Origin of the sequence: Arthrobacter sp. AL12 (assembly GCF_029960645.1) — a bacterium.
GTDB lineage: Bacteria > Actinomycetota > Actinomycetes > Actinomycetales > Micrococcaceae > Arthrobacter.
The window spans coordinates 88,696-111,211 of record NZ_JASBQY010000003.1; the positions used below are offsets into that span (position 1 = coordinate 88,696).

The window sequence follows — 22,516 nt, forward strand, 5'->3', positions numbered from 1 at the left end:
GAAACCGCGGGAACCCGGCGAGCCAGGACGTGCGAGACTCTCTGGGTGACTGATGAATCGCTCGGGGCCCTGCACCATGTTGAACTGTGGGTGCCGCACCTTGGCCGCGCCAGGGACGAATGGGGCTGGCTCCTGGCCCGGCTGGGGTACCAGGACTACCAGGACTGGCCGGACGGGTGCAGCTGGCGGCGGGGGCCGACCTACATCGTCGTAGAGGAATCCCCGGCCCTCAGCGGCCGGGAGCATGACCGCACTGCTCCCGGACTCAACCATTTGGCGTTCAGCGCCGGGAGCCGGGTGCAGGTCGCCGCGCTCGCCGCGGCCGCCGTCGGGCACGGCTGGCATGAGCTGTTCCCGGAGCAGTATCCGCATGCCGGCGGCCCGAACCACTTCGCCGCGTACCTGGTGAATTCCGACGGCTTCGAAGCCGAGCTGATCGCCACGGACTGAGGGGCCCTGCCCGGGGCGAGGCTCAGCGCACCATCCGCTGGATCCGGACCGGGGTGCCGACCAGCTTATGCGCCGAGGTCGCCCCGTCCGGGACGAAGCCGTTGCGCCGGTAGAAGGCGTGGGCCCGCGGATTGTCCTCCGCAATCCAGAGGTATGCGCCGGCGTCGCCCACGGCCGCGTCCAGCAGCATCTGCCCCGCCCCCGAGCCGTAGTGGCTGGCGAGCACGTAGATGCCCTCCAGCTCCTGGGGCCGGGGTCCGTCCTCATCGCGTCCGGTCCCCGCGTTCGCCCAGCCGATGATGTCCGTCCCGGCGCAGGCCACCCAGGTGTCCGTGGTGGCGGCGGCGATGATTGCGCGCCACCGCTCCTCCCGCGGACCTTGCTGCAGCCCCGCCAGGGTCTCGGCCGGCAGCAGGTGGGCGTAGCTCTCGCGCCAGGCCTGGAGGTGCACCCGCGCAATGCCGGCCGCATCCTCCAGCGCGGCGGCCCGAACGGTCAGCTCTGTTCCCATCCGCAAAGGGTAATACCAATTTCCGCGCACCCCTGGCAGCGATCCGGGTACCTTGAAGCCATGAGCATCTTTCTGGTCGGCGGCGGCCCGGATACCGTGTCGACTCCCCTGATCCTCGACCAGTTCAGCGCGGAGGCGCGGCACCGCGCCGGGGGCGGCCGGCCGCCGCGGATTGCCGTGGTGCTGGTTGACCACCAAGGCAGCGCCGAGTATTTCCTCCCCGCCTATCTGGAACCCCTGCAGCGGAGGACGCCGAGTGAGGTGTCGACGGTCCTGCTCCACCGCCACGGACCCGTGGACCCCCGGGCGTTCGACGGCGTCGATGCGATTGTCGTCGGCGGCGGCCCCACCCCCGTCTACGCCGAGGACCTGCGGAGCGCCGCGCCCGCCATCCGCCAGGCAGTAGCCGCGGGCGCCCCCTATCTGGGCTTCTCTGCCGGCGCCATGGTGGCGCCGGAACGGGCGATTGTCGGCGGCTTTCGGATCCGCGGCGTCGAGGTGTGCCCCGAGGAAGCGTCCGAGGGCCTCGGGGAGGTGGAGCTCCGCGAGGGCCTGGGCCTCGTTCCGTTCGCTGTCGACGTCCACGCCGCGCAGGCCGGCACACTGGGACGTGCGGTCTCCGCCGTCGTGCACGGCATGGTCGACAGGGCGGTGGCTGTCGACGAGAACACGGCCCTGGTGCTGCCGCATGCGGACCCGGGGGAGCAGCGGGTGATCGGTACGAACAACTGCTGGCTCATCCGCGGTCCCGGCCCCAAGGCCACGGTCTCGGTCCTTGGCAGTGTTGTTACTCGCGGGTAACATTGGTCCCATGCATCTGCTCCTGCGCACACTCGTCCTGCTGTTCACGTCCGCCCGCCGCTCCCCGCTGAGCATCTGGGACACCTCCTCGCTGCCGCTGAAGGTCCTGCCGACCGACATCGACATCGCGATGCATGTCAACAACGGCATGTATTTCTCGCTGATGGACTTGGGCCGGTTCGACCTGATGGCCCGCAGCGGAACCTGGAAGGCCATGCGCCGCCGGGGATGGAGCCCGGTGGCGGCCGGGGAGACCATCGCCTTCCGCCGGTCGCTGCAACTGTGGCAGCGGTACACGATCGAAACGAAGATCATTGGCCTCGACGAGAAAGCCATCTACTTCGAGCAGCGCGTGGTGGTGGACGGGGAAATCTACGCCCGCGCCTTCATCGCCACCCGCCTGGTCAGCAAGGGAAAACCGGTCAGCCAGGCGGACATCCTCCGCGAGTTCGGGGCGCCGCCGGCGGACCTCAAGCTGCCCGAATGGATCCACGAATGGCGCGAAACCAACGCCCTCCCCGGCGCCCGGCGCCCGGCGCCCCACGTCTGGGCCTGAGCCGGGGCCGGGGCCGGTCCAGGACGCCGACGCCGGCGCCGGCCGCCAGCCCGTAGGTCTTCCGGCCCGTCACCGCACCGGCGAGCAGCCGGATCAGCACAAACACCAGGGCCACGAGCAGCAGCACGCGCAGCAGGATGGCCAGCGCCCGCTCCAGGACCACCTGCGAGCGGGTCACGACGTGCGCCAGGGTGAGTTCCAGCTGGCCTGATTCCTCGTCCCCGCCGACCGCCGCCGGACCCCACGCCACCGAGGCGATGGTCATCAGCAGGAAGCCGATCAGCCCGAACATCGTGGCCTGGGTGTAGCCGGGTCCCGAGGTGATCTGGTCGTAGTTGAGGGCCTTGATCATCTCCGGCGGGAAGGCATCCATCACACCCTGCATCTCCGGGCTTCCGCCGATCGAGGGATAGAGCGGCAGGTAGATGAAGATCGTGGCGGCGAGTCCGGCCGCCCACCCCAGCGTGGACCGCCAAGAGTCCACGAACGCCCGCGTGAACAGCGGCAGCGGCTTGCTCATCCGCCGTGTCCTTCCCGTCGGCGGCGTATGTCCACGCCCCTTCCGCCGTTCCTGTTGCTGGCGCCGTTCCCGCCGTTCCTGTAGCCGGCGCCGTTCCCGCCGTTTTCGCTGCCGCGAATGGTGCCGTAGAGCTCAAGAACCGATTCCTCGAGGTCCGGCTCCTCCAGCACCAGCTCGGTGAGCTTGAGGGTGGCCAGGACCTGGAGCTGCGGCCGGATCGCGCCGCCCAGCGTGGCGGACAACTCGACGCCGTCGCCCGCCGGAAGCACCTCAAGGTGACCAATCCCGGGCACCCCGCCAGCAGCGCGCCGGCGTCGGCCGCCGAAATCCCGGCGGCAGTAAACCGCACGTGCCGGACCGGGGCTGCCCGCAGGCTGTAAACGGTGGCGACGGTGCCGTGCGGGCTGGGGTCCCAGGGCCCCGGGCCGGACGGCAGGGGGCGCGGGAGGGCCGTCACATGGATGTGCCAACAGCGAAATGCAGGGGACAAGCCGGCGCTGCTCGCGTACCGTTGACCCATGGCTACCGTAGACCTTACAGGTGAACAGTTCGCATCCACCGTCGAGGACAATGACATTGTCCTCGTTGATTTCTGGGCCGAATGGTGCGGCCCCTGCAAGCAGTTCGGCCCCACCTACGCCGCAGTGTCCGAGAAGCACAAGGACGTCGTCTTCTCCAAGGTGGACACCGAGGCCGAGCAGCAGCTCGCGGCCGAGGCCGGCATTACGTCCATCCCGACGCTGATGGCGTTCCGAGAGAAGGTGCTGGTGTTCTCCCAGCCGGGCGCGCTGAATGCCCAGCAGCTGGAGCAGGTCGTGGACGCCGTCAAGGCCCTGGATATGGAGGAAGTCCACGCGCACGTGGCCCGGTCCCAGGCCGCCGCCGCGTCCGGCCAGCAGGACGGAAGCCAGATCCCGGAGGCCTAAGCGCCACCTCTCACCGGCAGCAGCAACTGACCTCTGAACAGCAACGCGGGGTCACTCCGCGCCCATTTATCGGAAGATCATGGGCGGGGAGTGACCCCGCGTTGCTTTGTTCTGTCGTGGTTTCGGCGTTCTGTCGTGGTGTCGGGTCCGGCTAGAGCTTCACGAGTTTGACCGGCTCGGCCAGCAGGGCGCTGAGGGATTCATTGAGGTCCTGGACCGCGGTGCCTTTCGAGTGCGTGTCCAGGTCCTCCTGCGAGGTCCACCGTTCGGTCAGGACCAGCTTGTCCTCGCTGGCCTCGGTGAGCTCGTAGCGGATGCAGCCGGGTTCGTTGACCACCTCGTCTATCGCGATCTCCAGCGCGAGCTTCACACGGAAGAACTCGCCGTCGTTGGGGATGAAGATGGCCTTAAGGTCAATGGGTGCGCTCATGGTTTTTACAATACCGGGCGTGGGCAATGTGTCCCGAAGATTTCGTAGGACATCCAAGCTTTACTCTTCTTTTGGGGCCCGAGTGTTGGTAGCGTCACATCATGCTTGCATACACAGCCGGGGACACTGACGTCCCGCTGCTCGAGGAAACCATCGGCGACAATTTCGAACGGGTCGTGGCCCGGTACCCCTATCAGGATGCCCTGATCGAGGCCGCGGCCGTGCCGGGGGAAGAGGCCCGGCGCTGGAGCTACACCAAGCTGAACGACGACGTCGACCGTGTCGCCCGCGCCCTGCTGGCCCTGGGCGTGGCCAAGGGTGACCGGATCGGCATCTGGAGCCCGAACTGTGCCGAGTGGACCATCCTGCAGTACGCGACGGCCAAGACCGGGGCGATCCTGGTCAACGTCAATCCCGCGTACCGCAGCCATGAACTGGAGTTCGTGGTCAGGCAGAACGGCATGCGGATGCTGGTCGCGGCGCCGTCGGACCGCAACAGCGACTACACCGGCATGGCCCGGCAGGCGCTGGCCGAGTGCCCGGAGCTGCGCGATCTCGTGTTCCTGCCCGACGCAGGCCTGCCCGGGCTCACCGCCGGCGTCCCCGAATCCCCGTCGGAGCGCACGTTCGCGGAGCTGCTCAAGCGGGCCGACGACGTCGGCCATGCCGAGCTGAAGGCGCGCATGGCCGGGCTGGACCCCCACGACGCGATCAACCTGCAGTACACCTCAGGAACCACCGGGTTCCCCAAGGGGGCCACCCTCTCGCACCACAACATCCTGAACAACGGCTACTCGATAGGCGAGCTGATGGGGTACACCGAGCACGACCGGGTGGTGCTGCCGGTGCCGTTCTACCACTGCTTCGGCATGGTGATCGGAAACCTGGCCGCCCTCAGCCACGGCTGCGCCACCATCATCCCGGGCCGGGGGTTCACTCCAGCCGCCGCGTTGGAGGCCGTGCAGGACTTCGGCGGGACGTCGCTGTACGGCGTGCCCACGATGTTCATCGCCGAACTCGCGCTCCCGGACTTTGCCTCCTATGACCTCTCCACCCTGCGCACCGGCGTGATGGCGGGCTCGCTGTGTCCCATCGAGGTGATGAACCGGGTCATCACGGAAATGAACATGACAGATGTGGTCATCTGCTACGGCATGACGGAGACCTCGCCGGTGTCCACCATGACCCGCAGTGTGGACACGATGGCCCAGCGCACCCAGAGCGTGGGCCGGACGATGCCGCAGCTGGAAAGCCAGGTCGTGGACCCGATGACCGGTGACGTGATGCAGCGCGGCGAGATCGGCGAACTGTGCACCCGCGGGTACTCCGTCATGAAGGGCTACTGGAACCAGCCGGACAAGACCGCCGAGGCGGTCGACGCCGACGGCTGGATGCACACCGGGGACCTGGCCCGGATGGACGATAACGGCTACATCGTCATCGAGGGACGGATCAAGGACATGGTGATCCGGGGCGGGGAGAACGTCTATCCCCGCGAAATCGAGGAGTTCCTGTACACCCACCCGGACATCCAGGACGTGCAGGTGATCGGAGTGCCGGACGCCAAGTACGGTGAGGAGCTCATGGCGTGCGTCATCCTCAAGCCCGGTGCGGCCCCGCTGGATGCCGGCAGCCTGGCCGATTTCTGCCGCGGGAAGCTGGCGCACTACAAGATCCCGCGCTACGTGGATGTGCGCGAGGACTTCCCGATGACGGTCTCCGGCAAGATCCGCAAGGTGGACATGCGGCAGGAAGCGGTGGCCCGGCTGGGCCTCTAAGTCGAGGTCTCCGGCGCTCCGGGGGCATTTTGGGAGCAAAGTTCGATGCCGGCGCCAAGATTGGCGGCGTGTCCGCGCCAAAGTGCCCCCGGAGTGCTGCGGGGCCGGTCCGAGGCGTGGCTGCGTGGTGACGGGCGCGGGACCGCCGGCCCCCCTTGCTTCCTGGGAGGGCAGGGGCGCGCCTAGTGGCCGCGGTGGTCCTGGATGGTCATCCGCGGGCCGAAGGTGGGTTTGCGGAAGCCGCTGAGCCCGATCATCCGGACCACACGCTGCCGGTGTCCGGCCCACGGGGCCAGCAGCCGGAGCATCCCGGCGTCGTCGGTCCGGCGCCCGGTCAGCGCCGCCCCCACATACGCCGCCAGGTGGTAGTCGCCCACCGCAATCGAGTCCGGGCAGCCGTGCGTGCGCTGCATCACTTCGGCCGCGGTCCACACGCCGATGCCGGGGATGGTCTGCAGCTTCGCCGACGCCTCCGCGGCCGGGAGCGCCGCCAGCCGCTCCAGCGCGGCGGCGGAGCGCAGCGCGCGCATGACGGTCGCCGAGCGCTGCGGACCCACGCCGGCGTGGTGCCATTCCCAGGACGGGATGCGCAGCCACTGTTCAGGCGTGGGCTGCACCAGCAGGTTCGCCGGCGCAACGGTGCCAGCGCCGGGGGCCGGGGTGCCGTAGCGGTACATCAGGTAGCGGTAGCCGCGCCGGGCCTCGACCATGGTGACCTTCTGCTCCAAGATCGTGGGCACCAGGGAATCGACCAGGCGGCCGGTGGCGGGCAGCCGGACGGCGGGGTTCCGGCGTCGGGCCTCAACCACCAGCCGGGGGAGCGTGGCGTGGAACGCGGGCTCATCGAAGGCGGACCAGTCGTCGTCGCGGCCCAGCATCCGCGGAGCGGACGCGGCGGCTTCGGCCGCACCCGGCCCCCAGGCCTGGATCTCGACGGCGGGACCCGCCGCCGGACAGCCCGACGGATAAGCCACCGCCAGCCGGAGCGTCGCCGGACCCGATGGTGTGGTGAACGCCATCCAGAGGCCGTCCGCCGTCGTGCGGATGGACGGATCGCCGTGCCCCCGCAGCAGCGTCCCGATGGTCTGCATCAGGTCGAAGGGGCCGCCCGGGAGCCAGCGCAGGGAGGCGTCCGCCGCGGCGGCCACGCCGGCGGGGACGTCTGCAATGGTCATCCGACCATGATTCCACGAACGCCTGACAACGCCGCTGCCCGCTGCCTGCGGAAGCAAAGGCCGGACGGCCCTTAGCCCCGGCGTTGACCGGTACTAGACTCCGGCTGTGGCGTGGGCGCCCGCGCCCGCCCTGAGGGCCCCGAACCCTCGTTCTAAGGAGAGTGTGATGGCTGGTGGAGTAGTACATTTTGAGATCCCCGCAGACGACGAGACCCGCGCCCGGGAGTTCTACAGTTCCATTTTCGGCTGGGAGTTCCAGGTGCTTCCGGAGCTGGACTACAGCCTCGCGATGACCACGCCGCTGGACGAGCAGGGCAGGCCGGCGGTGCCCGGTTCCATCAACGGCGGACTGTTCCGGCGAACCGGCCAGCTCACAGCCCCGGTGGTGACAGTGGATGTGGAGGACATTGACGCTGCCCTGCAGCAAATCGTGGCGCAGGGCGGTTCTGTTCATCGGGAAAAAATGGAGGTTCCGGGGTCTGGCTGGAACGCCTACTTCAAGGACTCCGAAGGCAACATCGTGGGTCTGTGGCAGAACGCGGCACCGTCCTAGACTTTCGCTGTGGCGTGGACTGCCCTCGCCATGGACCGAGACACCGAGTTCCTGTTCTAAGGAGAATGTGATGGCTGGCGGAGTAATCCATTTCGAAATCCCCGCAGACGATGAGAACCGCGCCCGGGAGTTCTACAGGTCGGCGCTCGGCTGGAGAATAGATGCCATGCCGGAGCTGAGTTACGCCATGCTCATGACGACGCCGATGGATGAGACGGGCCTGCCCGCCGTTCCGGGGTCCATTAACGGCGGCATGTTCCGCCGCGAGGGGGAACTCACGTCCCCGGTTATCACGGTGGACGTGGAGGACATCGACGCGGCGCTGGAGAAGATCAACGCCCTGGGCGGCAGCACCGTCCTGCCGCGGCAGGAAGTTAGCACCATGGGCTGGTCCGCCTATTTCCGGGACACCGAAGGCAACATCATCGGCCTGTGGCAGAACGCCGCGCCGGCGGCAGGCGACGCGGCTGCCGGGGCGGGTGGGGCGAACGACATCGGCGCGTAAGGCACGCGGGGCACGCCGGCAGATTGTTCACCGTGGTCGCCGCACCGGCGCCTAGGCTCGCGAGCTGCAGCAGGGCCGGCAGGCCCTCGCCGGCAACGGCGAACCCGGTCAGGAACTGCGTGAGGCCGTTCGCGTGCAGGGCCTCCACCACCATGCACCGGCAGCCTCCCGGGCCGCGCCGCCGTGCCCGGGGCGGCCCCAAGCCGGCGGAGACTGTAACTTTGTACCTATGAAGTACGCCCAGTCCGTTCTGGACCTCATCGGCAATACGCCGCTCGTCAAGCTGCACCACGTTACCGACGGCATCGGGGCCACGGTCCTGGTGAAGCTGGAATACCTGAACCCCGGCGGTTCCATCAAGGACCGGATCGCGGTCAAGATGATCGAGGAGGCCGAACGCACCGGCAAGCTCCTGCCCGGCGGCACCATCGTGGAACCCACCTCCGGTAACACCGGCGTCGGCCTGGCCCTCGTGGCCCAGCAGAAGGGCTACCGCTGCGTCTTCGTGGTGCCGGACAAGGTCGGCGAGGACAAGCGCGCCGTGCTCCAGGCCTACGGCGCCGAGGTCGTGGTCACGCCCACCGCCGTTCCCCCCGACAGCCCGCAGAGCTACTATGGCGTCTCGGACCGGCTCGTCACCGAGATTCCCGGCGCCTACAAGCCCGACCAGTTCTCCAACCCGGCCGCCCCGTCCAGCCACTACGAATCCACCGGACCGGAAATCTGGCGCGACACGGACGGCCGGATCACCCACTGCGTGATCGGCGCCGGCACCGGCGGCACCATCACCGGCACCGGCCGCTACCTCAAGGAAGTCTCCGCCCACCGCGCGGAGGCCGACGGCGGCGTGGTCAAGATCATCGGCGCGGACCCTGCCGGTTCGGTCTACTCCGGCGGCACCGGCAGGCCGTACTTCGTCGAGGGTGTCGGCGAGGACATGTGGCCCGCCAACTACGACAAGTCCGTCCCGGACGACGTCATCGCCGTCAGTGACGCCGAATCCTTCGAGATGACGCGCCGGCTGGCCCGCGAGGAAGGCCTGCTCGTGGGCGGGTCCTCCGGCATGGCCGTCGTCGCCGCCCTGCGGGTCGCCAAGGACCTGCCGGAGGACGCCGTCGTCGTCGTGATCCTGCCGGACTCCGGCCGCGGCTACCTGGCCAAGATCTTCAACGACCAGTGGATGCGCTCGTACGGCTTCCTGGCCAGCGGCGACGAAGCCTCTGTGGGCGAGATCCTCAAGGCCAAGACCGGGGAGCTGCCGGACCTCGTGCACATCCACCCGAACGAGAGCGTCCGCGACGTCATCAACATCATGAACGAGTACGGCGTCTCCCACATCCCGGTGCTGTCCCAGGAACCCCCTGTGGTGATGGGCGAGGTCCTCGGCGCCGTGGACGAGCGCACCCTGACCGCCAAGCTGTTCCGCGGCGAGGCCAAACTCTCGGACAAGATCTCCGAACACATGGAGGCCCGGCTGCCGGTGATCGGTTCGCTCGAATCGATCCAGACGGCCCGCGACCTCCTCTCCGACTCGGACACGCTGATGGTGACGTTCGTCGGCGCTCCGGTGGGGATCCTGACCCGCCACGACCTCCTCGCCTACCTGAGCAACTGACGCCACTGACGCCCGCAACTGACCTCAGCCACTGACCCGGCAGCCGGGCCGCCCTCCCGGGCACCCGGCCGCCGGACGAAAGGAACGCACATGTCTTTGCCAGAAAGCTCCTCCGTACCCACCCCCGGCTTCAACACCCGCGCCGTGCACGCCGGCCAGGAGTTCGAGCCGCGCACCGGCGCCGTCGTGCCGCCCGTGCACTTCTCCACCACCTACGCCCAGGAAGCGATCGGCGTGCTGCGCGCCGGCTACGAGTACGGCCGCGGCACCAACCCCACCCGTGACTCGCTGCAGGAACAGCTCGCCGCACTGGAGGGCGGGACCGCCGCGTTCTCCTTCAGCTCCGGCCTCGCCGCCGAGGACTCCATGATCCGCGCGCTCACCCGCCCCGGTGACCACATCGTGCTCGGCAACGACGCCTACGGCGGCACCTACCGGCTGATCGCCCGCGTGCTGGGGGAGTGGGGCATCGGCAACACCCCGGTGGACATGTCCAACCTCGACGCCGTCGCGCAGGCCGTGGCGGCGGGTGGATCAAACGGGGGCAAGACCCGCCTCGTGTGGGTGGAGACGCCGTCGAACCCGATGATGAAGATCACCGACATCGCGGCCCTCGCCACGCTGGCGCACGACGCCGGTGCCCTCCTCGTGGTGGACAACACCTTCGCCTCGCCGTACCTGCAGAACCCGCTGGCCCTTGGCGCCGACATCGTGGTGCACTCCACCACTAAGTACATCGGCGGGCACTCCGACGTCGTCGGCGGCGCCATCATCGTCAACGACGCGGAGCTGGCCGAGAAGATCGGCTTCGTGCAGTTCGCCGTCGGTGCCATCTCCGGCCCGATGGACGCGTTCCTGACCACCCGCGGCCTCAAGACCCTGGGCGTGCGGATGGACCGGCACAGCGACAACGCGCAGGCCGTGGCCGAATGGCTGCTGCAGCGCCCCGAGGTCGAGGCCGTCCTGTACCCGGGACTGCCCTCCCACCCCGGGCACGAGCTGGCCAAGAAGCAGATGAAGAAGTTCGGCGGCATGATCTCCGTGCAGTTCAAGGGCGGCGAGGCGGCGGCACGCAAGGTGGCCGAGTCCACCTCCGTGTTCACGCTGGCCGAGTCGCTCGGCGGGATCGAATCGCTGATGAACTACCCCTCGGAGATGACCCACGCCTCGGTCAAGGGCACCGAACTCGCCGTCCCGGTCAACCTGATCCGGCTCTCCTGCGGCATCGAGGACGTCGAGGACCTCATCGCCGACCTGGAGCAGGCCTTCGCGCAGCTCGACTCCGCGGCCGGCGCGTCAGGCAGCTAAGCGCCGTGACCACCACCACCAGGGCCACGCCCTCCACCACACGCGGCTGGCTCGCGACGGCGGCCGGCGCGCTCGCCGTCGTCCTCGCCCTGGTGGTGCTGTACTCGGCCTACATCCCGCTGATGAACGACTTCGAGGTGTACTTCTACGGCGGCAGCCGGGTGCTGCAGACCGGGGAGGCCGGCGTCAACGAGCTCTACGCGCCGCGGGACGGGCTGCCGTTCACCTACCCGCCGTTCGCGGCGCTGCTGTTCGCGGCGATGGCGACGCTGGGCCAGGGCGGCGGCAGCCTCGTGTTCATCAGCACGGCCCTGCTGGGCGCCGCGACCGTGTCCGCCTGGCTGGCGCGGCACTACTTCCGGCTTGGCAGCTGGCGGAACGCGTTCGCCGACTGGCGCTTCCGCGCCGTGGCACTGGCCGGCACGGCAGCGATCCTGCTCCTGGGCCCGTGGCGGGACACCTTCGACTTCGGCCAGATCAACATCATCCTGATGGGCCTGATCCTCGCCGACTTCGCGCTCTACGGCAAGGCCCGAGCCGGGGCGATCCGCTGGCCCGCGGGGCTGCTGATCGGCATCGCGGCCGGGATCAAGCTGACCCCGCTGGCGTTCGGGCTGTACTTCCTGGTCCGCCGCGATTTCAAGGCGCTCGGCTGGATGGCAGCCGGGTTCCTCGGCTCGATCGGCCTGGCCTGGGCCATCCTGCCCACGGCCTCGCTGACCTTCTGGACCAAGATCCTGCCTGACACCGGGCGGATCGGCGGGCCGGCCTACGTGGACAACCTCTCGGTCAAAGGCCTGCTGCTGCACCTGGGACTGCCGGATTCCGGCCTGACCAGCATGCTGTGGCTGGTGCTTTCGCTGGCCTTGACCGCGGTGGCCGCGCTGGTGATCGCGTGGGCCGTGGACGCCGACGAGAACTTCGTCGCGGTCTCGGCCACCGCCGTGCTGATGCTCCTGATCAGCCCGGTGTCCTGGTCCCACCACTGGGTGTGGATGGCGGTGGCGCTGCCCTGCATGGGCTTCGCGATCCACCGGGTGCCGTCCCGGAACGGCCGGATGCGCCTCGCCGGGTGGATCATCGTCGCGTTCTCGGCCCTGGCCTTCTACCTGACGCCCAAGTATCTGTCCGTCATGGCAGGGGCGGCCGAATGGGGCAAGGACCCGCAGACCCAGTGGCAGCTGATCGTGGCGAGCCTCGGCGTGCTCTGCGGGATCGCCATGCTGGTGTTCTGGGCGCTGGCCTACCGGCCCTCCCGCGCCGCGCTCCGCCCCCGCGGGTAAGCCGACGGCTGGGACCTCGTGCTGACCTACTGGCAGGACTACGACGCCCGGATGCCGTGGGGTGTACAGCCGGACGACGTCGAACGGCTCACCACGGAGCTGCAGGCCACCGGCGCCGCTGTCGTCGCACTGCCGGCGGATTTCCAGGACCCGCAGGCCGTGGGCGGGCTGATGGAGGCGATCGCGGCGGAGGCCGGGCCGCTGCAGGGGCTGGTGCTCAGCCATGCTGAATCCGTGGACTCGGGCATCCTGGACACCTCCCTGGAGAGCTTCGAGCGGCATTTCGACCACACCGCGTTCAATTTGCCCTATGGCGCGTCCAAGGGCGCGCTGGACCGGATCGTCACGGCGGCGGCGCGGGAACTCGGGCCGCTGGGGATCAGCGCCAATGTGCTCAATCCCGGTCCCGTGGACACCGGCTGGATGGACGGGCCGCTGCGTGAAGAACTGGCCCGGCGGCAGCCCGGCGGCCGGCTCGGAACCCCGGCGGATGTGGCCGGGACGGTGGCGTTCCTGCTCTCGGCCGAGGACCGCTGGGTGTCGGGCCAGCTGGTCAAGGCGGACGGCGGCTTCTCCGCCTGAGGCGCCGGGGCTAGCGGAAGGCGGCCAGCCCGGTGATGTGCTGGCCCAGGACCAGGGTGTGCACCTCGTCGGTGCCCTCGTAGGTCCGCACGGACTCCAGGTTGGCGGCGTGCCGGAGCGGCGAATAGTCCAGAGTGATCCCGTTCCCGCCCAGGATGGTCCGGGCCTCGCGGGCGATCGCGATCGCCTCACGCACGTTGTTCAGTTTGCCCAGCGAGATCTGCTCGGGCCGCAGCTTCCCGGCATCCTTGAGCCGTCCCAGCTGCAGCGCCACGAGCGTGCCCTTCTGGATCTCGAGCAGCATGTTGACGAGTTTCTCCTGGGTCAGCTGGTAGCCGGCGAGGGGCTTGCCGAACTGCAGCCGCTCCTGCGAGTACTTCAGTGCGGCCTCGTAGGAGTCCCGGGCCGCGCCCATCGCACCCCACGCGATCCCGTAGCGGGCCTCGTTCAGGCAGCTGAACGGGCCACGCAGCCCGCGGGCTGCCGGGAGCAGGGCCTCCGGACCCAGCCGGACGGCGTCGAACGCGACATCACACTGGATCGAGGCGCGCATCGAGAGCTTCTGTCCGATCGGTGTCGCGGTGACCCCGGCGGTGCGGGCGGGGACCAGGAAGCCGCGGACGCCGTCGTCGGTCATTGCCCACACCACCAGCACGTCGGCCACCGAGGCGAGCCCGATCCAGCGTTTGGTGCCGTCCAGGATCCAGCCGCCGTCGTCGCCGGAGCCGTTGCGGCGGGCGAAGGTCTGCATAGAGGCCGGGTCCGAGCCGGCGGTGGGCTCGGTCAGCGCGAAGCTGCCGATCAGTTCGCCGGCGGCCATCCGGGGGAGCCACTCCTGCTTTTGCTCCTCGGAGCCCCACTTGTGGATGGCTGTCATGGCCAGCGAGCCCTGCACGGAGACGAAGGTCCGGATCCCGGAATCGCCGGCCTCCAGCTCCATCGCCGCCAGGCCGTATTCGACGGCGGAGCGGCCCGGGCAGCCATAGCCCTCCAGATGCATCCCGAGGACGCCAAGTTCCCCCAGCTCGGGGGCCAGCTCCAGCGGGAAGACGCCGTCGTCGTACCAGCCCGCGATGCCGGGACGGATCCGCTGGTCCGTGAAATCGCGGACCCGCTCCCGGACAGCCAGTTCCCCGGCGCTCAGCAGGGAATCGATTGCCAGGATGTCGGACACGTCCGCGTTGTTGCTCATTCCAGCATCCTACGGCGGCGCCCGCTACCCGGCGGCGCCGGAAGCCGTGTGCTCGAGGAAATAGCGCCGGGTGGACGGTGCGAAACGGCACACCGCGGCCAGCACCGCGCCGAGAGCCAGCAGCACAACACCGCTGACGAAGGCCCCGCCAACGCCCAGGATTTGGGTGTCGCCGTACCCCGGATCCCACATTTGCACCGCCGAGACGCAGAACGCGCCGGTCAGTGCCAGGGCGCCGAGGAACGGCAGGATGCCGCGGAACCAAAGGTTGCGGGCCGATCCGCGCAGCGTCCCGCGGAAGTACCAGACGCAGGCGAACCCGGTAAGGGCGTAGTAGAAGGCGATAAAGAGGCTGATGGAGCTGATCGAGTCGGAGAGCAGGTTCTCACTCAGCAGGCTCATCAGCACGTAATAGGTGATGGCGGCGCCACCCATGACCTTGGTCGAGAATCCGGGGGTCCGGTAGCGCGGGTGGACCTCGCCGAACTTCGCGGGCAGTGCCCCATGCGCCCCCATTGACAGGGTGCCGCGGGCTGTGGGGAGGATCGTGGTCTGTGTGGAGGACAGCACGGAGGCCAGTACCGCGACAACGATCAGCCAGCCCCAGGGCCCGAGAACCACGTCCTTCATGGCCAGGAAGACGTCGCCGTTGTTCGCGTCGTTGCCCAGGCCGATCCCTTCCGTGCCGGCGGTGGCGTACATCATCACGAGCAGGGCGACGGACACGTAGATCGCCACCAGCACAAACGCCGAAATGACCGCGCCCCGGCCCGGCGTGGTCGCCGGGTTCTCCGACTCCTCATTCACCGCGAAGCAGGTGTCCCAGCCCCAGTAGATGAAAAGCGCCAGGAGCACGCCATGGACGACGGCGCCGGGATCGGCGAAGGCGCCGACCGGGTTGAACCACTCAAGGTCGAAAGCCTGGCCGATCGGGGCCCCGGACGGGGTCCCGCCGACGATCTGGACGACCATTGCGACGGCGAAGATGCCCAGCGATATGTACTGCACATAGGTCAGGACCCGCTGGACATGCTCACCGAGCCGGATGCCCCGGTGGTTCACCACGGTCATAAAGGCAATGAACAGCACCCCTGTGGCGGTCACCACAAGGCTGTTCGCGGCCAGCGACCCGTCCCCGACAAGGAGCCACAGGTACTGCCCGGCGACCTGGCCAAGGTTGGCCAGCACCACGACGCCGGCGAGCGCCACCCCCCAGCCGCCCAGCCAGCCGGCCCAGGGGCCGAAGGCGCGCCGGGCCCAGATGAAGGTGGTGCCGCAGTCCGGCATGGCACTGTTCAGTTCACGGAAGGCATAGGCGACGAAAAGGACCGGGACAAAGCCCAGGAGCAGGATCAGGGGGGTGTAATTGCCGTTCACCGCCACGATCAGGCCAAGGGTGGCGGCGAGTGAATAGACCGGGGCGGTGGACGCCAGGCCCAGCATCACCGAGTCACCGAGGTCCAGGATTCCGGCGCGCAGCCCCTTGGCAGGGATGGCGCTTTGTCCGCTGGGGCTGCCGGCCGTCGTCGTCCTGGTGCTCATAGGGTGGTACCTGCCTTGCTGGAATGGGCCTTCGAGGAGGAGAGCGGGGCCGCAGAGTCAATGGTGTTTGGCACAAAGCGGCAGAAGTAGTCGGTGATCGGGCCGTCAGATTCGCGGATGCCGCAGCCTACCGATTCGCCGCCGACCACCCAGAGCCCCAGCACCGGACGGTTGCCTTCGAAGTCCGGTAGGGCGTGGAACTGCTGGTAGCACCAGCCTTCACGGCCGTAGCCGCCGGGCTGTTCAAGGTTGATGCCGTTGGCGTGGATCTTGATGTTGTCACCCTCGCGCCCGTGCAGCGGCTTGGCCACCCACTCGGTGAGTGGGCCGGGGCCGTCAAGATATGCCGGCAGCAGGTTGGGGTGATCCGGGTACAGATGCCACAGGGCCGCGAGCAGCGCCTTGTTGGACAGGAGCATTTTCCAGGCGGGTTCCACCCAGCGCGGGTTGTGGGAACGCTGGAGCAGGCGCTGGCCGAACGGCTCCTTCATCATCAGTTCCCAGGGATAGAGCTTGAACATGGTGCTGATCAGGAAGTTGTCCAGGTCCACGAAGCGGTTGAGGTTCGGGTCCCAGCCGATATCGGACATGTTGATTCCGATGGTGGTCCAGCCGCCCTGGCCCGCGACGTCCCGCATGTAGGCAGCGGTCATCCAGTCCTCGCCGGATTCCTCCTCTTCGGCGTGGGCAACATGCAGGGTACTCATACCGGTCCTGTACTGCAGTTTCTTCCACTCCCGGACCAGGGCTTCATGGATGCCGTTCCACTGGTCCTTCCCGGGGAAGACGTCCTGCAGCCAGAACCACTGCGCCACGGCCGCCTCGATCAGCCCGGTGGGGGTGTCGGCGTTGTATTCCAGCATCTTGGCCGGGCCACCCTGGCCGTCGTAGACAAAGTCGAATCGTCCGTAAACGTCGGCGTCGCCGGCCTGCAGGGACTCAGCGGCGAGCTCCAGCGCCTGCGGCCCGACGCCAATCGGCCCCATGGCGCCAGTCGCGAGGTACTTCGCTGCCTCCAGGGACATAAGGTGCATCTCCTCCGCAGTCTGCTCGAGGGTCTCCACTTCGTCCATGGTGAACTCGTAGTAGGCGTCCTCGTGCCAGTACTCGACGGTGCTGCCGTCAGGCAGGGTGGTGGTGGAGAAGACGAGGCCCTGCTGTTCAATCCGCTGTTTCCAGTCCGGCCGTGGCTCGGAAATATGTCGTTTCATGCCTAGCCTCCCGTACTTCCGCCCTTGGAGCTGGAGCCGAAGCCGCCCCGGCTTACAGTGCCGCCCTTGGAGCTGTACCCAGTCGATGCCTTCGCTCCGGCCGGGGCAGTCCTGGTGTAGCTGGGGTAGCTGGTCCGGTTCTGTCCCAGCCCCGGCACGCTGGCACCGCGGGAGTAGAAGTACCAGGCGTAGACCCCGGAGCCGCGTCCCGCGGTGCTGCTGTTGCCGCACTGGGTGTCCTCGACGCGCTCGCCGGTGTCGTCGTTGAAGCACACCTGGGCATAGTCGGCGTCATCCTCGTTACTGGCCACCATCGCGGTGATGGTTCCGGCCAGCAGCGCGGTCACGCCGAGCGCCACAACAACTGTGCGCCGCTGGGAGCGCTTCTTCCGGTCCGGAGCTGATGCCAGCTTCCTCGCACGTTCACGGCCGAAAGGGTCCACGATTGGGACGGGACCGGCCGGCGACGGGGGGCCGGGGGAATCCGACAGCGTGTGCTGGTCCACCAATTCGGGGCGGAGCACCGGCCGGGGCACCAGCCACGGCGGCTGCTGACCGTCACCGCTCGCGGGGCTCGGCGTGAAGTCCTCCCGGGCGGTTTCCCACGCCGGCGGTCCGTCGGCTTTTCCCCCGCCCGGCCCCGCTCTTCCCGGCTTGTCCTGCTTGTCCATGCTTCCCCCTGCATTTCCTCTGGCTTGCGGCCGTAGTGCCGGTGACAGCCTAACCGCCAGCCGTTCCGGCGACTAACGTCAAAAAGGGGTAGAACTCCCCGCGCCTGCGGCGGGGTCCGGGCCCGGCGCCCAGGCCTACACTGGTGCCATGGACACCGCCTCTGTTCTCGCCGTCTGCCGCGTACACCAATTGCTGGACGACCCCGGAAGCGTGGGCGTCACAGCGATCGACAAGCGGCCCGTGGCCGGGCCCGTCAGGGTACACAGGCTCGGGCTGCGCGGTGACGTCCAGGCCAGCCGGGTCGACCACGGCGGCGAGGACCAGGCACTCTACGCCTACTCCCAGGACGACGCCGACTACTGGGCCGCGGAGCTCGGCCGGGAACTGCCGCCGGGGATCTTCGGGGAGAACCTGCGCATTGCCGGGATCAGTGCCACCAACGCCGTCATCGGCGAACGCTGGAAGATCGGACTCGAGGTTGAAGTCGAAGTGACCTCGCCCCGGATCCCCTGCGCGACCTTCCAGCGCCGGATGCGTGAACCGCACTGGGTCAAGCGGTTCAGCGATGCCGGGCGGGTGGGGACCTATCTGCGGGTGGTGCGGGTCGGCAGCATCGAGGCGGGGGACCATATCCACCGGATCTTCGTGCCCACCCACGGGGTGACCACCGGCAAGTGGTTCAGCGACCCCACGCTCGAGGACATGGAGGCCCTGCGGGACGCCGACGCCGACGGCGAGATCCGCCTCCAGCCTGAGTACCACGGGGAGTTCGCGAAGCTGCAGCGCCGCCTCGGCGTGTAGCGGGACAGGCGCCCGTGTGCGCAAGCTCACCGCCGTCGTGGCCCCCTGGGTTACCCAAGCGCCGATCCATGCCCTACAATTGAACTATCCCCCACTCCGGAAATCCCTTATTTCCTGCCCAATTCTTGAGGCAAGACTGGTAAGTGTTGGGGCCCGCGCATTGAGATGCGGGCATTTTCATAGGGAGAGCCGGCTAAAGAAAACGCTGTACAGACTGCTGGGATAGCAGCCAAGAGATGCAGCGGGAAGTCCTGCCACGGGATTGCGAAAGCGCCGGGCTTCTATGTGACCGGCCGGTCAAAGTATGCCCGGCGATTTCGGTCACGCGTACTGCGGCTCCGCTCACCTCGGGTTGTGCCGCTTGGCCCCTATGGATGAGGATATTTCACCTATGCCCGAAAATCAGAACAACTCCGTCGAAACCGAAACCGTCAATATCGACGTCGAGACTTCTGAAACGGCTGCCCCCGCAGCCGGCTCCGCCCCGGTATTCACCGAGGCTCCTGCAAACAACGCTCCGGCCACTGCCGAAGCTGCACCGCAGGCCGACGCTCCGGCCGCCGCCGAAGCCGCTCCGAAGGCCGAAGCCCCGGCTGCCCCCGCGAAGGAAGAAGACGCCGAAGAAGAAGGCGTCAAGTTCGTGGACCTCGGCATCGACGCCCGCGTCCTCGCTGCCCTGCAGGACGTTGGCTACGAGAAGCCGTCCCCGATCCAGGCAGCAACCATCCCGTTGCTGCTCGAAGGCCGCGACGTCGTGGGCCTGGCCCAGACCGGCACCGGTAAGACTGCAGCATTCGCAGTACCGGCGCTGTCCCGTCTGGCCGAGCTCCACGACCTCAACGGCCCGTCCCGCAAGACCCAGGCCCTGGTGCTCGCTCCGACCCGTGAGCTCGCCCTTCAGGTCGCCGAGGCTTTCACCTCCTACGCCAAGCACATCGACGACTTCACCGTCCTGCCGGTGTACGGCGGCTCCGCCTACGGCCCCCAGCTCAACGGCCTGCGCCGCGGCGCCCAGGTTGTTGTCGGCACCCCCGGTCGCGTGATCGACCACATCTCCAAGGGTTCCCTCGACCTGTCCGAACTCCAGTACCTGGTCCTGGACGAGGCTGACGAGATGCTTCGGATGGGCTTCGCCGAAGACGTGGAGCAGATCTTCCAGCAGACCCCGGCGGGCCGCCAGGTTGCCCTGTTCTCCGCCACGATGCCGAGCCAGATCCGCCGGCTGTCCAAGCAGTACCTGAACAACCCGGCCGAGGTCCAGGTCAAGTCCAAGACCACCACCGGCGCCAACACCCGCCAGCGCTACCTGCAGGTCATGGGCCCGCACAAGCTCGACGCGCTGACCCGCATCCTCGAGGTCGAGCCGTTCGAAGGCGTCATCGCCTTCGTGCGCACCAAGATGGCCACCGAGGACCTCGCCGACAAGCTGCGTTCACGGGGCTTCCAGGCGGCCGCCATTAACGGTGACATCCCGCAGCAGCAGCGTGAGCGTACGGTCGAGGCCCTGCGTGACGGCAAGATCGACATCCTGGTCGCCACCGACGTCGCGGCCCGCGGCCTTGACGTTGAGCGCGTCAGCCACGTGGTCAACTACGACATCCCGCACGACACCGAGTCCTACGTTCACCGCATCGGCCGCACCGGCCGTGCAGGCCGTTCCGGCGACGCGATCTTGTTCATGACGCCGCGGGAGAAGTACCTGCTGCGGTCCATCGAGAAGGCGACCCGCCAGCCGGTGGAGCAGATGCACCTGCCCACCGCCGAGTCGGTCAACACCCTGCGCCTGGGCAAGTTCGCGGAGAAGATCACCGAGACCCTCGCCTCCGAGGATGTTTCCTCCTTCCGCGACCTCATCGCCTCCTACGAGGAAGAGCACAACGTGCCGGCCGCGGAAATCGCCGCCGCGCTGGCAGTGATGGCCCAGGGCGGCCAGCCGCTGCTGGTCAAGGAACTGCCTGCTGCTCCGGAGTTCCAGAAGCGCGAGCGGTCCAAGGACGGCTTCGGCTCACGCGGCCCGACCCGCACCCTGACCGAGGGCAACGCCACCTACCGGATCGCCGTCGGACGCCGTCAGCGCGTCATGCCGGGTTCCATCGTTGGCGCCATCGCCAACGAAGGCGGCATCTCCTCGGCCCAGATCGGCGGCATCGACATCCGTGCGGACCACTCCCTCGTGGAGCTTCCCGCGGACCTCAGCGCCGACCAGCTGAAGGCGCTGTCCCGCACCCGGATCGGCGGCGAGCTGATCCACCTCGAGCTGGACAACGGCCGTTCGCCTGCGAGCGACCGCGGCGGCGAGCGTGGCGGCTACCAGGGTGGCGGCCAGGGCGGCAGCCGCGGCGGTTACTCCGGCGGCGGCGACCGTGGCGGCAACTTCAAGGGCAACGGCGGCTTCAAGCGCGAATTCCGCAAGAACGACGGCGAGCGGACTTCCGCTGACCGCGGCGGACGCTCCTTCAGCGACCGCAACGAGCGTGGCGTCGGCTCCGACGCGGCCCGCAAGCCGCGCACCGAAGGCGGCTTCAAGCCGCGCACCAAGTGGTAACCATCAGCTGCTAACGCACTGATTCACCCGCAGAACGGGCCGGCCCAACAGCCGGCCCGTTCTGCGTTAAGTTCCCTTGGTCACATCCGCACGCCCGGGGGCGCCGCCGGACGTGCCGGCGGACCATCGCAGGGCCCCTGAGACCCCGGATTTCCGCCGCTTCGGGCGCTTTGGAGGGGTCTCCGGCGCCGATTTGTTGGGAGCGGAATCTTCCGGTAAAGTATTTACTCGTTGCCCCCCTAGCTCAGTGGTAGAGCGCGTTCTTGGTAAGAACGAGGTCACCGGATCGATTCCGGTGGGGGGCTCTGAATGAGGGCCTGTGTCAAGGCGGTTTTTGACCGGCTGAGCGCAGGTTTTCCTCATTTATGGCGGCGTAGCTCAGTTGGTTAGAGCGCACGACTCATAATCGTGAGGTCGGGAGATCGAGCCTCCCCGCCGCTACAGAATGACCCTTCAGGCCCAGCCTGCGGGGTCCTTTTGTTTAACCCCCCGTTGCGCTATCACTTTTGGTGCTTAACTGGGCGTTTTGACCGCGAAAAGTGATAGCGCAACGGGGGCCGGGGCGATTGTGGGACAGAATGGTCACATGACACGAATCGCAATCATTGGCGGCCACGGCAAAGTGGCTCTGGAACTGTCCCGCATCCTCTCCGCTGAAGGAATGGACGTGACATCGGTTATCCGCAACCCGGACCACCGGGAGGACGTCGCGGCCACGGGCGCCGCTCCGGTCGTCCTGGATGTTGAACATTCGACGACGGCGGAGATCGCCGAGGCGCTCCGGAACCACGACGCGGTGGTCTGGTCGGCCGGCGCCGGCGGCGGCGGAAGCCCCGAACGGACCTTCGCGGTGGACCGGGACGCTGCCATCCGGTCGATGGACGCGGCCGCCGCGGCCGGCGCCAGGCGGTACATTATGGTCTCCTACCTTGGCGCCGGGCCCGATCACGGGGTCCCCGAGGACGACGGCTTCTTCGCGTACGCCGAGGCCAAGGCCGCCGCGGACTCCTATCTGCGCGGCACGGACCTGGACTGGACCATCCTGGGGCCCGGAGCGCTCACTGACGGGCCCGGGAACGGCCTGATCGAGGTCAACCCGGCGGAAGGCTCCGGAGACGGGGAGACGGCCCGTGCCAACGTGGCCCTCGTCGCGGCGGCGGTGCTGGGTCTGCCCTCGACGGTCCGGCGCACCATCGAATTCCGCGACGGCACCCTGCCGCTGGCGGCGGCCCTGGAACCGGTGAGCTAGCCGCAGCCGCAGCTGAGCTACCGAAGGAAGAGATGTCGCGGTGACGCTGTGATGGGGCCGCGGGGGACAACAGAAAGGGCCGGATCGTTTGACGATCCGGCCCTTTCAGTCACGCCCGTCGGGATTGCGGCGGCGGACGACGGCTGGCGGCCCGGTTGGTGGCTCGGCCGCAGCGCGGTTAGTAAACCTTCGTTTGGCATCCGAGGTGTCGGGGGCCGTTGGATAGCGGCGAGACGGCGATGCCGTAGGAGCAGATGTTGTAGGTGCCAGGTTGTGTGATGGGTATGGCGGCGGTGTAGCCGTGGTTGCCG

Annotated in this window: 22 protein-coding genes, 2 tRNA genes and 1 pseudogene; 16 read left to right on the top strand and 9 right to left on the bottom strand. The window is 68.2% G+C overall.

Translation table 11 applies throughout. The features are described from left to right. Positions 1-45 precede the first annotated feature (45 nt). The gene (locus QK291_RS04785) at positions 46-450 is read left to right on the top strand and encodes a VOC family protein (protein ID WP_282379634.1); all 405 of its coding nucleotides are present in this window, start codon (positions 46-48) and stop codon (positions 448-450) included. 22 nt (positions 451-472) lie between these two features. Here the strand turns inward: QK291_RS04785 and QK291_RS04790 are convergent, their stop codons facing one another. Next, positions 473-961, bottom strand: coding sequence for a GNAT family N-acetyltransferase (locus tag QK291_RS04790; protein ID WP_282379636.1), 489 nt, complete (start codon positions 959-961; stop codon positions 473-475). 60 nt (positions 962-1,021) lie between these two features. Here QK291_RS04790 and QK291_RS04795 point away from each other — a divergent pair, with 60 nt between their 5' ends. Both QK291_RS04795 and QK291_RS04800 read left to right on the top strand, forming a co-directional pair. After that, the gene (locus QK291_RS04795; protein ID WP_282379638.1) at positions 1,022-1,762 is read left to right on the top strand and encodes a Type 1 glutamine amidotransferase-like domain-containing protein; all 741 of its coding nucleotides are present in this window, start codon (positions 1,022-1,024) and stop codon (positions 1,760-1,762) included. 10 nt (positions 1,763-1,772) lie between these two features. Next, the gene (locus QK291_RS04800) at positions 1,773-2,318 is read left to right on the top strand and encodes an acyl-CoA thioesterase (RefSeq protein WP_282379639.1); all 546 of its coding nucleotides are present in this window, start codon (positions 1,773-1,775) and stop codon (positions 2,316-2,318) included. On the opposite strand, the gene QK291_RS04805 is transcribed toward QK291_RS04800, so the two are convergent. Both QK291_RS04805 and QK291_RS04810 read right to left on the bottom strand, forming a co-directional pair. After that, complete coding sequence (locus tag QK291_RS04805) at positions 2,233-2,838, bottom strand: ABC transporter permease subunit (protein WP_282379641.1); 606 nt, start codon at positions 2,836-2,838, stop codon at positions 2,233-2,235. The genes QK291_RS04800 and QK291_RS04805 overlap by 86 nt on opposite strands. After that, positions 2,835-3,131, bottom strand: a complete 297-nt coding sequence (locus QK291_RS04810) for a hypothetical protein (RefSeq protein ID WP_282379643.1) — start codon at positions 3,129-3,131, stop codon at positions 2,835-2,837. Before QK291_RS04810 ends, QK291_RS04805 begins: the two co-directional genes overlap by 4 nt. Before the next feature lie 225 nt (positions 3,132-3,356). On the opposite strand from QK291_RS04810, the gene trxA reads away from it, so the two are divergent. After that, the gene (gene trxA / locus QK291_RS04815; RefSeq protein WP_282379645.1) at positions 3,357-3,764 is read left to right on the top strand and encodes a thioredoxin; all 408 of its coding nucleotides are present in this window, start codon (positions 3,357-3,359) and stop codon (positions 3,762-3,764) included. Between the two features lie 151 nt (positions 3,765-3,915). On the opposite strand, the gene QK291_RS04820 is transcribed toward trxA, so the two are convergent. Beyond that, on the bottom strand, positions 3,916-4,194 hold the full coding sequence (locus QK291_RS04820) for an antibiotic biosynthesis monooxygenase (RefSeq protein ID WP_282379647.1): 279 nt from the start codon (positions 4,192-4,194) through the stop codon (positions 3,916-3,918). Between the two features lie 101 nt (positions 4,195-4,295). On the opposite strand from QK291_RS04820, the gene QK291_RS04825 reads away from it, so the two are divergent. Further along, complete coding sequence (locus QK291_RS04825; RefSeq protein ID WP_282379649.1) at positions 4,296-5,972, top strand: AMP-binding protein; 1,677 nt, start codon at positions 4,296-4,298, stop codon at positions 5,970-5,972. Positions 5,973-6,154: 182 nt separating this feature from the next. Here QK291_RS04825 and QK291_RS04830 read toward each other — a convergent pair whose 3' ends face one another. Further along, complete coding sequence (locus tag QK291_RS04830; RefSeq protein WP_282379651.1) at positions 6,155-7,147, bottom strand: 3-methyladenine DNA glycosylase; 993 nt, start codon at positions 7,145-7,147, stop codon at positions 6,155-6,157. Between the two features lie 166 nt (positions 7,148-7,313). On the opposite strand from QK291_RS04830, the gene QK291_RS04835 reads away from it, so the two are divergent. The 6 genes and pseudogenes from QK291_RS04835 to QK291_RS04860 form a co-directional block, all read left to right on the top strand. Further along, positions 7,314-7,700 (top strand): VOC family protein, encoded by a 387-nt coding sequence (locus tag QK291_RS04835; protein WP_282379653.1) that lies wholly within the window; start codon positions 7,314-7,316, stop codon positions 7,698-7,700. Positions 7,701-7,770: 70 nt separating this feature from the next. Next, positions 7,771-8,205: a VOC family protein gene (locus QK291_RS04840; protein ID WP_282379655.1), complete on the top strand. Its 435-nt coding sequence runs from the start codon at positions 7,771-7,773 to the stop codon at positions 8,203-8,205. Positions 8,206-8,434: 229 nt separating this feature from the next. Then, on the top strand, positions 8,435-9,820 hold the full coding sequence (locus tag QK291_RS04845; protein WP_282379657.1) for a cystathionine beta-synthase: 1,386 nt from the start codon (positions 8,435-8,437) through the stop codon (positions 9,818-9,820). A 90-nt stretch (positions 9,821-9,910) separates the two neighbouring features. Then, positions 9,911-11,128 (top strand): cystathionine gamma-synthase, encoded by a 1,218-nt coding sequence (locus tag QK291_RS04850; protein ID WP_282379659.1) that lies wholly within the window; start codon positions 9,911-9,913, stop codon positions 11,126-11,128. Between the two features lie 5 nt (positions 11,129-11,133). Next, positions 11,134-12,411: a glycosyltransferase 87 family protein gene (locus QK291_RS04855; protein WP_282379661.1), complete on the top strand. Its 1,278-nt coding sequence runs from the start codon at positions 11,134-11,136 to the stop codon at positions 12,409-12,411. Beyond that, positions 12,412-12,993: pseudogene (locus QK291_RS04860) on the top strand (SDR family oxidoreductase); the annotation flags it as partial. Positions 12,994-13,003: 10 nt separating this feature from the next. Here the strand turns inward: QK291_RS04860 and QK291_RS04865 are convergent. From QK291_RS04865 to QK291_RS04880, 4 genes are read right to left on the bottom strand one after another with little or no spacing between them, the layout of a single operon-like run. After that, positions 13,004-14,185, bottom strand: coding sequence for an acyl-CoA dehydrogenase family protein (locus QK291_RS04865; RefSeq protein ID WP_282379663.1), 1,182 nt, complete (start codon positions 14,183-14,185; stop codon positions 13,004-13,006). Positions 14,186-14,209: 24 nt separating this feature from the next. After that, entirely contained in the window at positions 14,210-15,727 is a 1,518-nt protein-coding gene (locus tag QK291_RS04870; RefSeq protein ID WP_282379665.1) for an APC family permease, read from the bottom strand. Then, a complete protein-coding gene (locus tag QK291_RS04875) occupies positions 15,724-16,938 on the bottom strand; it encodes a glutathionylspermidine synthase family protein (protein WP_282379667.1) in 1,215 nt (404 codons plus the stop codon). The genes QK291_RS04870 and QK291_RS04875 overlap by 4 nt, the downstream gene beginning before the upstream one ends. Positions 16,939-16,940: 2 nt before the next feature. Continuing rightward, a complete protein-coding gene (locus QK291_RS04880) occupies positions 16,941-17,609 on the bottom strand; it encodes a Tat pathway signal protein (protein WP_282379669.1) in 669 nt (222 codons plus the stop codon). Between the two features lie 148 nt (positions 17,610-17,757). Between QK291_RS04880 and QK291_RS04885 the strand changes: the two genes are divergently transcribed. The 5 genes from QK291_RS04885 to QK291_RS04905 all read left to right on the top strand — a co-directional run bounded on the left by QK291_RS04885 (position 17,758) and on the right by QK291_RS04905 (position 22,205). Then, a complete protein-coding gene (locus QK291_RS04885; protein WP_282379671.1) occupies positions 17,758-18,411 on the top strand; it encodes an MOSC domain-containing protein in 654 nt (217 codons plus the stop codon). A 391-nt stretch (positions 18,412-18,802) separates the two neighbouring features. Next, on the top strand, positions 18,803-20,956 hold the full coding sequence (locus QK291_RS04890; protein ID WP_282379673.1) for a DEAD/DEAH box helicase: 2,154 nt from the start codon (positions 18,803-18,805) through the stop codon (positions 20,954-20,956). A 233-nt stretch (positions 20,957-21,189) separates the two neighbouring features. Then, positions 21,190-21,261 (top strand) — tRNA-Thr (locus QK291_RS04895). Positions 21,262-21,323: 62 nt separating this feature from the next. Continuing rightward, positions 21,324-21,397, top strand: a tRNA-Met gene (locus QK291_RS04900). A 145-nt stretch (positions 21,398-21,542) separates the two neighbouring features. Beyond that, complete coding sequence (locus tag QK291_RS04905) at positions 21,543-22,205, top strand: NAD(P)-binding oxidoreductase (protein WP_282379675.1); 663 nt, start codon at positions 21,543-21,545, stop codon at positions 22,203-22,205. The last annotated feature ends 311 nt before the right edge of the window (positions 22,206-22,516 follow it).